This is a genomic window from Kosakonia sp. (genome assembly GCF_032052965.1).
Lineage (GTDB): Bacteria > Pseudomonadota > Gammaproteobacteria > Enterobacterales > Enterobacteriaceae > Kosakonia.
The window spans coordinates 35,056-47,521 of record NZ_DAMBVN010000003.1; the positions used below are offsets into that span (position 1 = coordinate 35,056).

At 55.6% G+C, this 12,466-nt stretch carries 16 protein-coding genes; 4 read left to right on the forward strand and 12 right to left on the reverse strand.

Going from position 1 to position 12,466, the window contains the following annotated elements:
• Positions 1-225: 225 nt before the first annotated feature.
• The gene (locus RTX30_RS05270) at positions 226-1,413 is read right to left on the reverse strand and encodes an ATP-binding protein (RefSeq protein WP_312687545.1); all 1,188 of its coding nucleotides are present in this window, start codon (positions 1,411-1,413) and stop codon (positions 226-228) included.
• The gene (locus RTX30_RS05275) at positions 1,410-2,096 is read right to left on the reverse strand and encodes a response regulator (protein WP_312687547.1); all 687 of its coding nucleotides are present in this window, start codon (positions 2,094-2,096) and stop codon (positions 1,410-1,412) included. The genes RTX30_RS05270 and RTX30_RS05275 overlap by 4 nt, the downstream gene beginning before the upstream one ends.
• Before the next feature lie 54 nt (positions 2,097-2,150).
• Here RTX30_RS05275 and RTX30_RS05280 point away from each other — a divergent pair, with 54 nt between their 5' ends.
• Positions 2,151-2,978 (forward strand): MipA/OmpV family protein, encoded by an 828-nt coding sequence (locus RTX30_RS05280; protein ID WP_312687548.1) that lies wholly within the window; start codon positions 2,151-2,153, stop codon positions 2,976-2,978.
• A gap of 85 nt (positions 2,979-3,063) precedes the next feature.
• Here the strand turns inward: RTX30_RS05280 and RTX30_RS05285 are convergent, their stop codons facing one another.
• A complete protein-coding gene (locus RTX30_RS05285; protein ID WP_312687549.1) occupies positions 3,064-3,375 on the reverse strand; it encodes a hypothetical protein in 312 nt (103 codons plus the stop codon).
• Between the two features lie 115 nt (positions 3,376-3,490).
• On the opposite strand from RTX30_RS05285, the gene RTX30_RS05290 reads away from it, so the two are divergent.
• Positions 3,491-4,306 carry an MBL fold metallo-hydrolase gene (locus RTX30_RS05290; protein ID WP_312687551.1) on the forward strand — a complete coding sequence of 272 codons (816 nt, stop codon included), beginning with the start codon at positions 3,491-3,493 and terminating at the stop codon, positions 4,304-4,306.
• Positions 4,307-4,339: 33 nt separating this feature from the next.
• Here the strand turns inward: RTX30_RS05290 and RTX30_RS05295 are convergent, their stop codons facing one another.
• From RTX30_RS05295 to RTX30_RS05305, 3 genes are read right to left on the reverse strand one after another with little or no spacing between them, the layout of a single operon-like run.
• Complete coding sequence (locus RTX30_RS05295) at positions 4,340-4,675, reverse strand: YciI family protein (RefSeq protein ID WP_312687554.1); 336 nt, start codon at positions 4,673-4,675, stop codon at positions 4,340-4,342.
• On the reverse strand, positions 4,675-5,310 hold the full coding sequence (locus RTX30_RS05300; protein ID WP_312687556.1) for an NAD(P)H-dependent oxidoreductase: 636 nt from the start codon (positions 5,308-5,310) through the stop codon (positions 4,675-4,677). Before RTX30_RS05300 ends, RTX30_RS05295 begins: the two co-directional genes overlap by 1 nt.
• Before the next feature lie 24 nt (positions 5,311-5,334).
• Positions 5,335-6,066, reverse strand: coding sequence for an alpha/beta hydrolase (locus RTX30_RS05305; protein ID WP_312688198.1), 732 nt, complete (start codon positions 6,064-6,066; stop codon positions 5,335-5,337).
• A gap of 119 nt (positions 6,067-6,185) precedes the next feature.
• On the opposite strand from RTX30_RS05305, the gene RTX30_RS05310 reads away from it, so the two are divergent.
• Complete coding sequence (locus RTX30_RS05310) at positions 6,186-7,250, forward strand: helix-turn-helix domain-containing protein (RefSeq protein WP_312687558.1); 1,065 nt, start codon at positions 6,186-6,188, stop codon at positions 7,248-7,250.
• A gap of 159 nt (positions 7,251-7,409) precedes the next feature.
• Positions 7,410-7,916 (forward strand): DUF6622 family protein, encoded by a 507-nt coding sequence (locus RTX30_RS05315; protein ID WP_312687561.1) that lies wholly within the window; start codon positions 7,410-7,412, stop codon positions 7,914-7,916.
• Between the two features lie 109 nt (positions 7,917-8,025).
• Here the strand turns inward: RTX30_RS05315 and RTX30_RS05320 are convergent, their stop codons facing one another.
• From RTX30_RS05320 to RTX30_RS05345, 6 genes are read right to left on the reverse strand one after another with little or no spacing between them, the layout of a single operon-like run.
• Positions 8,026-8,985 carry a DUF523 and DUF1722 domain-containing protein gene (locus RTX30_RS05320; protein WP_312687563.1) on the reverse strand — a complete coding sequence of 320 codons (960 nt, stop codon included), beginning with the start codon at positions 8,983-8,985 and terminating at the stop codon, positions 8,026-8,028.
• A gap of 11 nt (positions 8,986-8,996) precedes the next feature.
• Positions 8,997-9,527 carry a DUF3833 domain-containing protein gene (locus RTX30_RS05325; protein WP_312687565.1) on the reverse strand — a complete coding sequence of 177 codons (531 nt, stop codon included), beginning with the start codon at positions 9,525-9,527 and terminating at the stop codon, positions 8,997-8,999.
• Entirely contained in the window at positions 9,527-10,048 is a 522-nt protein-coding gene (locus RTX30_RS05330) for a hypothetical protein (protein WP_312687567.1), read from the reverse strand. The genes RTX30_RS05325 and RTX30_RS05330 overlap by 1 nt, the downstream gene beginning before the upstream one ends.
• Positions 10,045-10,530 carry a DUF2878 domain-containing protein gene (locus tag RTX30_RS05335; protein WP_312687569.1) on the reverse strand — a complete coding sequence of 162 codons (486 nt, stop codon included), beginning with the start codon at positions 10,528-10,530 and terminating at the stop codon, positions 10,045-10,047. Before RTX30_RS05335 ends, RTX30_RS05330 begins: the two co-directional genes overlap by 4 nt.
• Entirely contained in the window at positions 10,527-11,747 is a 1,221-nt protein-coding gene (locus tag RTX30_RS05340; protein WP_312687571.1) for a cyclopropane-fatty-acyl-phospholipid synthase family protein, read from the reverse strand. Before RTX30_RS05340 ends, RTX30_RS05335 begins: the two co-directional genes overlap by 4 nt.
• Entirely contained in the window at positions 11,744-12,466 is a 723-nt protein-coding gene (locus tag RTX30_RS05345) for a DUF1365 domain-containing protein (RefSeq protein ID WP_312687572.1), read from the reverse strand. Before RTX30_RS05345 ends, RTX30_RS05340 begins: the two co-directional genes overlap by 4 nt.

Below are 12,466 nucleotides of genomic sequence, written 5' to 3' on the forward strand. Positions count from 1 at the left end.
ATGCGGGAGCATCCAGCATTATTGCCAGCACAATCTGAACAGCAAAAAGAAACAGCGCGATGATGAGTATCCAGATGCAGCGATAAGGCATTTTATGATACGCGGACAGCAAACAATCAATGAGCGTAAACGACATGGTAAACCTCCGTTTACCCTGTATTTAACGCCCTCATCATCAAGTTTCTGCGCGTGTATTGTTAAGAATACGTCAACCTACCCAATAAATTAACGCACGCGAAGTTGCACATTGAATGCCAGCCCACCCTCGCTGCACTTTTCAACGCTCAGCTTACCGCCATGCGCTGCACAAATGGCGTGAGCGATGGATAACCCCAGCCCGGAACCACCGGCATGGCGGGAGCGGGAGGTATCTTCGCGCACAAACGGGGCAAAGATATTTTCCAGAAAATTATCCGCTACCGCGGGCCCCTGATCCCTGAAAATAACGCTGACTGTCTCGCCGTCGGTGCGATAACTGATCGCGATGATTTTCCCGTCAGCGGCATAGCGCAACGCATTATCCATCAGTATCAGGAAAACCTGGCCAATACGATACGGATCGGCCATTGCCGTAAGCGCGGGCAATTTCTGCTGGGTAATGGCGACCCCGGCCTTTTCTGCCGTTGGCGTTATCCATGCAATCTTCTCCCGGACAATATCATTGATATTGACCGGCATAATATTGAGGTTAAGCTCACCGGCATCTGCCAGTTTCAGCAAATGCAGATCTTCTACCAGCCGGTTCAGGGCTTTCATTTGTCGCATGACCATATTCAACTGGTCCGGCGTGGGTTCAAATATCCCGTCAATCATCCCTTGTAAGCGCCCAATGGCGGCAGTAAGCGGCGAGCGAAGCTCATGCGCCAACATGACGTGCGCTTTTTTCAAGTCCTTTTCATACCGTTCAAGCTGCAACGACATGCCATTAAAGTTTTCAGTGAGGCTGCGTAATTCAAGCGGCAGTGTTTCAGGAACCGGTATTTTATAGCCGAACCCCCCCGTGGCCACAGAGCGGGCAGCGCGATCCAGCCGGCCGATATGGTGTGAAATGGGCCGCGCAGCCTTCAGTGTAACCAGCACAATAACGGGAATAAACACCAGCACCAGCGCAACCAGAATCAACCAGTCCATAACCCCGATAGTTGGGTCGGAATAGTGTAGCCCGTACCAGGTATCAATAATTTGGTGGTAACGGTTAATGTCCTGCATCGGGTTCTGAAGCAGCACAGCGAGTTCCGCTCGCACTGCTTCCGGCATCCGATATTCGTGCCATTTATTCTGCACATAAAATCGCAGCCACATGAGAAAAGCGATAATGAAAATGCTGCCGACGGCAAGCGAGACCAAACGCCGGCAAATCCATGCCCATAAGGTGCGCGGTTCTTTTTGCGGCTGGGACTGAAAGGGTTTCATAGGTTGGCAAACCTGTAACCAATGCCGCGAATATTAATCAGCAGATCGGTTTGCCCTGCCGCTTCCAGTTTTTTGCGTAAATTATAAATATGGGTATCCACCACGCGTTCCAGCGCATCACTTTCAGGCAGGCAGGCTTCCAGCAACGCCTGGCGGGTGAACGCTTTATTCGGCGACTTCAAAAAAGTGACCAACAAGGAAAGCTCCGTCGGCGTCAGATCCAGTATTGTTGAGGCCCCGTTTCCATCTTCCACACTGACGGTCATCGACTCGGTGTCTGCTTTCAGCCCCCTGAACTGAATCAAGGCATTACTGCGTTCGCCCGCATAGCGCCGCAGCACGGCATGCACCCTGGCCACCACTTCACCGGGGTTATAGGGTTTGACCACGTAGTCATCGGCGCCAAAACGCAGCGCGGTGATTTTATCGCTACCGTCACTGACCGCGGTGATCATGATCACCGGCACATCGCTCCGGCGGCGCAGCGCAAGCAAAACATCCGTGCCACTCAACGCGGGCAGCATTACGTCAAGCAAAACAATGTCAGGCTTCCAGCTAAACACCAGCTCCAGACCACGCTGGCCATTGCTGGCGATGGATGTTTGAAATTGATCATGCTTGAGATAAGCCTCAAGCACATTCGCCGCATCGAGGTCATCTTCAATAATTAAGACACGTTTCACATTCGCACCTTGACAGAATCTTGATTAAATCTTGCAGGTATTTTGATTATCTGCATGCATACTTTGAATCCCATTGTTGTAAGCATAATTGATCCCGGGAGTTTTATGAAGGAAATAAAAACCACTGTTGCTGCATTATTTATTATTTCATTTTCAGCGCACGCTGCAGCAGAAAATTCATCGTCATCAATTACCCTCGGACTGGGCGCACAGTATGCACCAAAATATACCGGTTCCGATAAGTATGAGACGCATGCATTACCTTACTTCGAATGGACTTCTGGTGGCTGGTTCCTCAATACAGAAAAAGGCCTGGGTTATAGCCATCAGTTCGACAATGGTCTTTATCTCGGTCAGGCGATTGGCTATTCGACAGGCCGCACGGATAGCGGTAACTCATGGATTCAGGACGGTTCGGACACGCTAAAAGGCATGGGGAAAATCGACCCTGCAATGACCACCACAGCGACGATGGGATGGTGGGCCACCCCGTGGATTGGCTTTGAAGGTAATATCATTGCTCCGCTGACGGACAGCCAGGGGATGCAATATACCGGGAAAGTGAATATTGTGGCCTTTAATAATGATATTGATACGCTCGTTTTCAGCTCTGAAGCCAAATATGGTGATGCCCGCTTTAATAATACCTGGTTTGGTGTGAATGATAAACAAAGCGTAAATTCTGGCTTCAGAAAATATTCTGCGGGGAGCGGTATTAACAGTATTGATTACGGTATTAACTGGCAACATATGTTCAGTAATAACTGGTCAGGTTATGCTGATGTGCGTTATACCACTTTACCCAATCGGGTGAACAACAGTCCGATTGTTAAAAAAGACGATTATTTTACCTTCACCCTCGGCGCAGCTTACACATTTTAAGATGCGAAAAACCTGTCTGACGGCATGAAGCCAGCAGGCAGGTTTACCGCAACATCGTCTCTTGCAGGGCGTGGCTGAACGCCTTTTACAGCGGTGTAACCGCGTCCACCTGATGCTGAAAAACATAGGGGTCGGACAACAACGCAAAAACCTCATCGTCCGGATAGGTCACGGCAACATGATAATGTTCCCCGGCGAATGCCTTCACCGCCGCAAGATCCTGCCAGTAGGTGGCAAGAAAAAAATGCGCCCAGTCCCCCTGATCTTCTCTGCGCACCCACGCGCCCCGGTTTCCCGCGATGCTTTTAGCATGTAATACACCGGTAAGTTCAAGGTGTTTCGCGAAGCCTTCCGCATGCTGAAGCGGAACGCAACCGTGCCATGTACGGACAATCATGCGTTTTTCCTCTGTTGGTCATGAAGGAGCAGCATACCCTCCTTCGTTAGGCAGAGTGTCACGCCCGCTACAGGCTGTGCCAGGCTTGAAGGGTAAACAAAAAAAGGACAACGCGATGATCACACTTTGCAACGCCTGCGGCACTTCCTGGTCCATAACGTCCTCCCCTCCGGCACGGTGCGCCATTTGTGCGGATGCACGTCAGTTTGTGCCCAAAACTGGGCAGCAATGGGTTAACTTCCCTGACCTCATTGCCACGCACACCAATAAATGGCAGCAGCACGAACACGATCTGCTGAGCATGAGCACGGTACCGGAATTTGCCATCGGCCAACGAGCGTTCCTGCTGCGCACCCCGGAAGGCAATATTTTATGGGACTGCATCGCCAACCTGGACGATGCCACCAAAACGCTGATTTCCGCACTGGGTGGGCTAAAGGCTATCGCCATTTCACATCCGCATTTTTACACCACCCTGCAAGACTGGGCGGCAGAATTTGCGGCTCCGGTTTACCTGCACGCCAGCGATCGCCAGTGGATCATGCGCGACAGTCCCTACCTGACATTGTGGGAAGGCGATTCCTTTGCGCTAAACACAGAGGTGAGCATTCTCCGTACGGGCGGGCATTTCCCCGGCAGCAGCGTGCTGCACTGGTCACGCGGCGACGGCGCGTTGTTCACCGGCGATACGTTGCAAGTCACGCCTGGCGCAAATGCCGTCTCGTTTATGTGGAGCTACCCCAATATGTTGCCGCTCCCCGGCGCAACGGTTAGCGAGATGGTGCGCCGCCTGGAAAGTCTGCGGTTTGCGAAACTCTACGGCGGGTTTGAAGGCAGAGAAATAACGGAACAGGCAGACGATATCGTGCGCCGTTCCGCTGAAATGTATATTGCCTGCCTTGAGGACACACCGGCAAATCATTGCCGGTGAGAAACGTTGGCCAGAATGGCTGTGGCCCGCTTTTTAGCTTCCGCCTGGGCCGCTGGCGGCGATCACCTTCGCTGTCGGTGCCCACTTTTCCGCGAAGCCCTGCGCAATCATCGCCGGTTCAATGCTGTAGATCGTCACGCTGACAAGGTGATAGTCGACAAAGGGATCGGTTTGCATGTACTGCACGACGTGCTCTTCATTTTCCCCGTCAAGCAGAATAAACCCGCCGCGGTTGTCACTTAATGGCCCGGCGAAAATAACCTTGCCTGAACTCATCCCATTAATTAGCCAGGTTTTATGCCCTTCAAGGTGAACGGTAAGTTCCTCTTTGCGGCACTGGTAATGCAGTATGACAGCATGCAACATCATTATTTCTCCGCACGTAAAAGATCGTCGATGACTGAAGGCAGGGTTTCCAGCGCTTGTGCAATCCCGCGCTGTTTGATTTCATCGGTTTTAGACGCACCCTCAGCCCGGATCACGGCAATATCTGTAATGCCGAGGAAACCCAGAAACGTGCGCAAATAACGCTCCTGAAAATCCATTTTTTCCAGGGGTGTTTGATAATAAAACCCCCCTCTTGCGGAAACGATGATCACCTTTTTCTCTTTCACCAGCCCGATCGGGCCTTCTGCGGTATAACGGAAGGTTTTACCCGGCTGGGCAAGGCGGTCAAGCCAGGCTTTCAGTTGGGAGGAAACAGAGAAATTGTACATCGGCGCGCCCATTACAATCACATCACTTGCCAGAAACTCAGCCATCAGTGTGTCTGACGTTTGATATTCACGGGTCAGTGCGTCGGGTGTGGGCTCGTTACCAGGAACCGGGCGGAAACCTGCGGCGATGGCTCCCGTTAAATGGCTGATTTCGTCTTTCACCAGATCCCGGTAAATCACGCTATTAACGTTTCCGCGCGCGGTCAGCGTATTGACAACCTCGCGGGAAAGCTGACGAGTAAGGGAATATTCTCCGGTAATACTGGCGTCGAGATGCAGGACTTTCATACGTTCCACCTTTGCAAAGAAGGGTTAATGAAGACGACGTGCAGCCCGGTCTATCAGTTCGGCCACCGCTGCAGGGTGCGACATCATAGACATGTGAGCTGAAGGTACTCGTGAAACATGGGCATTGATCTGCCTGGCGAAACGGGCCTGAACCGCTGCGTTCAGCGCGTGGTCATTTTCGGTAATGAGATACCAGCTCGGTTTGTCACGCCACGCAGCAGCAGTCACTTTCTCCTCAAAGGCTGCCGCCGTAATAGGTTGTTGAACAGCGGCCAGCAGACGCGCCTGCGGCGCGGCAAGATCATTGGCCATCAGGCGCTGAAACATCGCGGCGTTATCGAGCCAAATCAGGCCCTGCTTATCCGCTGTCATACCCTGCATTGGCGCACCAAACCGCGCCAGCGCTTGTGCTACCGATTCACCCCTGTCCGGTACCAGCGCAGATAAATAGACCAGCCCCTTTACCGCTGCCGCATTTCCGGCCTGGGTGATCACCGCGCCACCCCATGAGTGCCCCACCAGCAACACACTCCCTTTCTGCCGTTCAATCACCCGTTCTGTGGCTACCACATCCTCATGAAGCGAGGTCAGCGGGTTTTGCACGGCGGTAACGTGATACCCCTTAGCCTGAAGCCGTGCCGTTACGGCAGACCAGCTTGAGCCATCGGTAAAGGCACCGTGAACCAGGACGATATTTTTGATGTTGCGATCCTCCGCGTGTGAAGCCGGGTTAAACGCCACCAGCAGGCCGGTCATTAGCGTCAGTCGTCGAATGATGTTATTGAAATGTCTCACCCTGCCCCGCTCCTTTTGCGTGAGTGCAGTGAATTTTCATCAGTGTAACGGCCAGCGTTGTGCGCTATGAAGTGTCTTTAATGACATGTAACATGCAAAATCAGACATTATTTCAGCTTCGGGAATTCACCATGAAAATTGGCTTACTGGCACTGCCGGGCAGTATGCGATCGGCCCTCTCCGGGCTGGCGGACATGTTCTGGCTGGCAAATCAGGTTATTGTGCAAAACCCGACGCTCAATCCAGCGCTGCAACGCGACTCGCCTTTTTTTGACGTCAGCGTGATCACCCGCGACGGTAAACCCGTTGCCGATGTGCAGGGTCGGGAAATAGCCAGCGACGGTGCCTTTGACAGCGTGCCGCGCTTCAATCTGATCATTGCCAGCGGCATGCAACTGGATGAGCAAAAATACCCGCTAGAGCGGGAAGCCGTGACAGCCGCCGCCGCGTGGCTGAAACAGCAATACCAGCAGGGAAGCGGTGTAGCCGGTGCCTGCGCCGGCAGTTTTGTGCTTGCTGAAGCGGGGTTACTGGATGAACGGGATTGCGCCACCACCTGGTGGCTGTATCACACCTTTCGGGATCGCTACACAAAGGCCCGACCGCAATGGGGAAGAGTACTGGTCGAACAGGATAACGTGGTGACCACCGGCGGCCCCCTGTCATGGGTCGATTTGGTTATCCACCTCGTCCGCCAGCATGCGGGGAGCGAATTAGCCAGACTGACCGCCGATATGGCGGTGGCGGACAGCCAGCCCTTGTCGCAACAGCTTTATGCCCCTGGTGGCTTCCTTAATGCCAGGCACCCTCTTCTGATGCAGGCAGAGCATCTGGTGCGGTATCAGCACCCGGACATCACCGTCGAACAACTGGCGGCGGCGCTCAACATGACCACCCGCACACTGAACCGCAAAATGGCGGCGCTCATTCAGGAAAGCCCAAAAGCGTTTATTACCCGGGTGCGAATTGAAAATGCGGCCATGCTTTTGTCCATGCCGGCGAAAAGCGTATTACAGGTGGCGCTCGCTTGCGGTTACAAAGATGAGACGGCGTTCCGGCGGGCTTTTAGTGCGCTGATGGGCATGTCGCCGGGCAGTTACCGCCAGTGGGTTAAAACCCGCATGGGCGATGTCAGCCCCACCTGACCACGCCGCCTTCTACCGTTGCGGATCGTCTCTGTCAGCCTGCTGTCAGGCGGCTGTCGCCTGCCTGCCGTGGGCCTGACGGTGAACACAGGGCAACCTCTTCCTGCTTGCGAACGCTGGCTCTGGCCGTCCAAAAATGCGAAGTCATCAGGGGGAGTGATGTCATTAATACCGTTTATTAGCAATACACCGGTGTGGGTGTGGGGCCTGTTTATGTTGCTGCTCTTTCGTGGGGTGAAGGCGCTGTCCGATCGGGAAATGCCGCCAGGCAGGCTGTTTTTTCTCCCGCTGCTGTTTCTGGTGTGGGGAACCGTGACCCTCACAGGCGAGCTGGGCCATGCGAAAGTAGGCCTGGCAATGATGGCTGCGGGTATGCCGGCAGGCGTTGCCCTTGGCTATCTGTTATGGCGCACGCAACCACCGGTGAAGCGTGCCGGTTCGCCGGGCCTGATCATTCGCCCTGGCACACCGCTGACGCTGGTGCTCATTCTTCTTGCCTTCGGCCTTAAATATGGGCTGAACGCCGCCCTTTATTTGCACCCTGAACTGCGTAACGCACCGCCTTTTTGCCTGCTGTATGGGCTCCTGACAGGGCTGGTCGATGGCCTGTTCTGGGGGGGTACGCTGCGGGTGTTTATACCGTGGTACCGGCACCGCGCCGGGTAACACGGGCCGGATGCCAGTGCTAAGCATAAAAAAAGACGACAGTGAAGTGTCGTCTAAGGTGGCATGTGGTGTGCCCTACAGGGTCAGGTGGGCCTTCTTTTCATGAGTGTTAGCTAACGGCCAGACGCAGACCTAAGTCGTCCGGATACGGGGCAAAGTAGTTTTGTTGCAGCAGGTAGTGGTCCGGGTACTCCGCCAGATAGTGCTTCAGCAGGGTTATCGGCGCGAGGATCGGCAGCAGGCCGTTGCGATAATGGAGGATCACATCGCGCAGCTCTCCGCGCTGGCGACTGTTTAAGTGCTCGCGGAAATAGCCCTGAATATGCATCAGCACGTTGGTGTGGTTCTTCCGCGAGGCGTTTTTTTTCAGGATCGCCATCAGTTTTTCGCGGTAGACGACGAAAAACGCGTCCAGATCGTCCCACTCATGCAGCGACGCGACAAACGGCCCAATTTCGCGGTAGCCCGCCTGATGATGAGCCAGCAATTGCAGTTTGTAGCGGCTGTGAAAGTCCAGCAGTGCGTGACGGGTCAGGCCGCTGGCGCGCAGGGTGTTCAGTTCATGCAGGGCGAACACACGCTCAACAAAATTCTCTCGTAGCTGCGGATCGTGCAGACGACCGTCCTCTTCGACCGGCAGCCACGGGTAGGCGTCGAGCAACGCACCGGTAAATAATCCCACCCCCTCTTTACGTCCGCGATTGCCCTTCTCATCGTACAGCCGCACACGCTCCATACCACAGCTCGGCGATTTGGCGCAGACAATAAAGCCCGACAAACCTGCAAACTGTGGAAGGCTGGCAGCGTTGAAGGCCGCCATTTTTTCGGTCACATCATCGTGTGGCGCATGGCTGAAACGCATACGACTTTCCCCTTCAGGGGTCTGCACCAGACGCAGCGCCGGACGAGGCACTGGCAGGCCGATAGCCATTTCCGGGCAGATGGGTTTATAGGTCACCCACTGCCCCAGATCGTCCATCACAAAGCCCATCCGTTTGTGCCCGCCATCAAAACGTACGGCTGAGCCGGTCAGGCATCCACTGATGCCAATGACGGGTTGCGTGTTCATAAGCCCTCCTGTTACGGCGCTTTACGGCTGAAGAAAAGTGTTACGGTCCCGACGGTGAGGCCGAATTTCTTCATCTCGGTTTTGTTAAAGAGATGCGTCCCGTCCTGCAGATACATCCAGTCATCGAAGTGTAGCAGCCAGGTGCTGCCGCTGGCCTTCACGTTCATGCTGTAGCGCCAGTGAAAAGCGTTACCTGCCGCCTGCCCGGTGGCGACGCCGTCGATATCGCCCGCGGTGCCCTCGTAGCGGTCAGCGCCAATGCGCCGGATGTGCCACACCCGCTGCTGTTTCTCGCCATCGTCATAGACAAAATGTTCATTCAGCGTCAGCGTCTCGCCCGCCACCTCGCCGTGGATCGCAACATGGAAGCGGCGCAGCTGTTTACCACTGCGATCCTGCACCATGCCCCAGGCTTCGGTGTCGCCCTGGAAATAGTGAAAAATATCCAGCGGCGGTTGCTGGTGGCGGTACTCTTCAATCCCTGTGCTACAACCGGCCAGTAGCATCATCAGCGCCAGGCCAATCATTATCATGCGTTTCATCAGTGACCTCCGATTAACTGCTTACGCAGTTCAGGGTATTGCGTGTTGGGATCAAGCCAGATCGCCAGAAAACGGCGGCTAAAGGCGGCTGACTGGCGTGGACCCAGCGGGGTAAAGCCCTTCTGTCGTGGCGAAGCGCGATACCAGAACTGCCCCTGCTGAGCGGTGAGCACAAACGCCAGCTGTGCGCCTGGCGTGACGTCCGGCCAGAGCGTCTGCAACATCTGCAACCAGGCCTCGCTTTGCGGCTCCTGCGTCAGGATCCCCTGTGCCTGCCATTGCTCACGGGTAGCCTCCACCAGCGTCTCGCGGTCGATATCACGTTGATAGGTGATAATGAGCGCTTGATCCGCGCCAGGCCCGCTATAATGCCCGGCTGGCGTGCGCAGTTGCGAGTTATAGACTGTAAACGGCCCCCAGCTCAGGGTTGCGTCCCCCACTTTGCGCCAGTTCAGCCAGTCGGCGGCGCTGGCAGGCGCAGCTGCGACCAGCAGCATCAGCATCAGTACTGTGCGTCTCATGGTCGTCTCCCCAGAAAGATGTGGAAAAACAACATCATTACCAACCAGCCAGAGGCCATCCAACTGACGACAATAAACGTGGGTTGCAGGAACACGATCGCCCCCAGCCGCTCACCGATGAGGTATGCCACCGGGCCGCCCAGCGTTGCCAGTACCACCAGCAGCCATTCCGGCAGCGTGGTGGTTCGCGTCAGTGACGTCCAGACGGTGGCAAACATCAGCCACAGCGCCACCATCCACAACGGCAACAGCCCGTCGCCGTGAAAGTTGAGAAGCCCTGTCCCTGCCCAGGCGGCATCCAGCCCGCTACCTGCGGCCGCCAGCAATACGGCATTAAGGCGTTGCGCAGGCGAAAGCAACATGCAGGCGAGGATCGCCAGGCCCAGCCACAAAAACAGGCCGCGCTCGCGAAAGAGCACCACCAGCGTCCAGTAGAGATCAAAGGCAACCGCCAGCAGAAAAACCTGCAGATAGCGTTTCATACCCGCTCCGCAGTGAGCTGCACCACGCTGATGGTGCGGGCATTAAACCCGGCTTCGCAGTAGCCAAAGTAGTAAAGCCACATCCGGCGGAAGCGGTCATTGAACCCCAGTTTTTCAATCTCCAGCCAGGCGTTAACGAAGCGCTGCCGCCAGTGCGCCAGCGTGCGGGCGTAGTCCGGCCCCATATCGAACAGATTACGCACCACGAAATCGGTGTGGCGCGTCATTAAGGTATTCATTACCGTGATGCTCGGTAAAAATCCGCCGGGAAATATATAGCGCTGAATAAAATCAACGCTTTTGCTGTACTCACGGTAGCGTTGATCCTGAATGGTGATGGCCTGAATCACCATGCGCCCACCGGGGCGTAAACGCGCCTGACAGGTGCGGAAGAACGCGGGCAGATAACGTTCCCCCACCGCTTCAATCATCTCTACCGAGACCAGCTTGTCGAACTCACCGGTCAGATCTCGGTAATCACACAGCAGAACCTGCACCCGATCCTGTAACCCCGCACGGGCAATCCGCGCGGTTGCCCAGGCATACTGCTCGTGCGATAGCGTGGTGGTGGTTACACGGCAACCGTAATGACGCGCGGCGTACTCCGCCATCGCCCCCCACCCGGTGCCGATTTCCAGCAGATGATCATCCGGCGTTAATGCCAGTTGCTCGCACAGACGGGCCATTTTGGCCTGCTGAGCCCCGCCGAGATCCTGATCCTCTGCCGTAAACAGGGCGCTGGAATAGAGCAAATCTTCATCCAAAAAGTGGGCATAAAACGTGTTGCCCAGATCGTAATGTGCAGCGATATTTTCCCGTGCCTGCTGGCGGTGATTGCGTCGCGTCCAGTGGCGCAGCCGCTCAATCGGCCTGCCGAGCCAGCGAAAACCGCTTTCCAGCCGTGCCAGCACCTTGCTGTTGAGTGCCACAATCTGCAACAACACGGGAAGCTGGTGGGTCTGCCACTCGCCATCTATCCAGGCTTCTGCGGCAGCGAGACTGCCGCCTGTCAGCAGCCGCCAGTAAACGCCTGGCACCAGGATCTGCACCTCGGCATGCAGCGCGGCTGAAGGATCGCCAAACCGGAAGGTCTGCGCCCCATCACGTATCGTAAGCGCCCCCTCGCGGATGCCACTCAGCAGGCGAAAAAGCAGCCATCGTGCGATACGGACGTTGCGCGAAATATCGGGTTCAAGCGCAAAGGCGGGATCGGTCATGAGCGTTCACTCCTGCTAGCGGGATGGTTGTAAAGGGGGACGCGCTTCAGCCACAGCCGCAGCGCCTGCCAGTAAATGGCCAGTACGGTTTTGAGTGTCATAAACGGAATACGCAGCAATAGCGAACGCAGGCTGGCGCGCGTCAGCGGCTCGCGGCGGAGCGTCAGCGTGGCATCGAACACTTTCGCCTGTTGATGGTTTTCAATATGCATATGCAGCGTTTTACCGGGGCTGTTGAAACGCCAGTGATAAACCATGTCCATCGGATTAAAGGGCGAGACATGGAACGCTTTCTCCAGCGGGCGTGCCGCCTGACCGTCTACGGCGTAATAGTGGCGCTCGTTCCACGGCGTATTACGCACTTCCGCCAGGATCCAGCGCAGCACGCCAGCAGCGTCGTAACAGTAGTAAAAATTGACCGGGTTAAAGTGAAAGCCGAAATAGCGCAGTTGCGTCAGCAGCATTACGCAGCCATCGGGGCGTTCCCCGGTCAGGCTTGCCAGCCGGTTGAGCACGTTGTTTTTCAACGGTGTGCCAAGCGGATAGTCCGCATCGTGGAATGCCGCCGCGGCAAAACGGTTGCGATGCACGCCAACCGACGGCAGACAGTTCAGTTCGTCCAGATCGAGCCAGGCCATAAACACGCGGTAGCGAAAATGGTGCGCTTTTGGCTGCAGGCGACGGTGGCGCAGCACCCCGTGATAGAGGCAGCTGTTCAT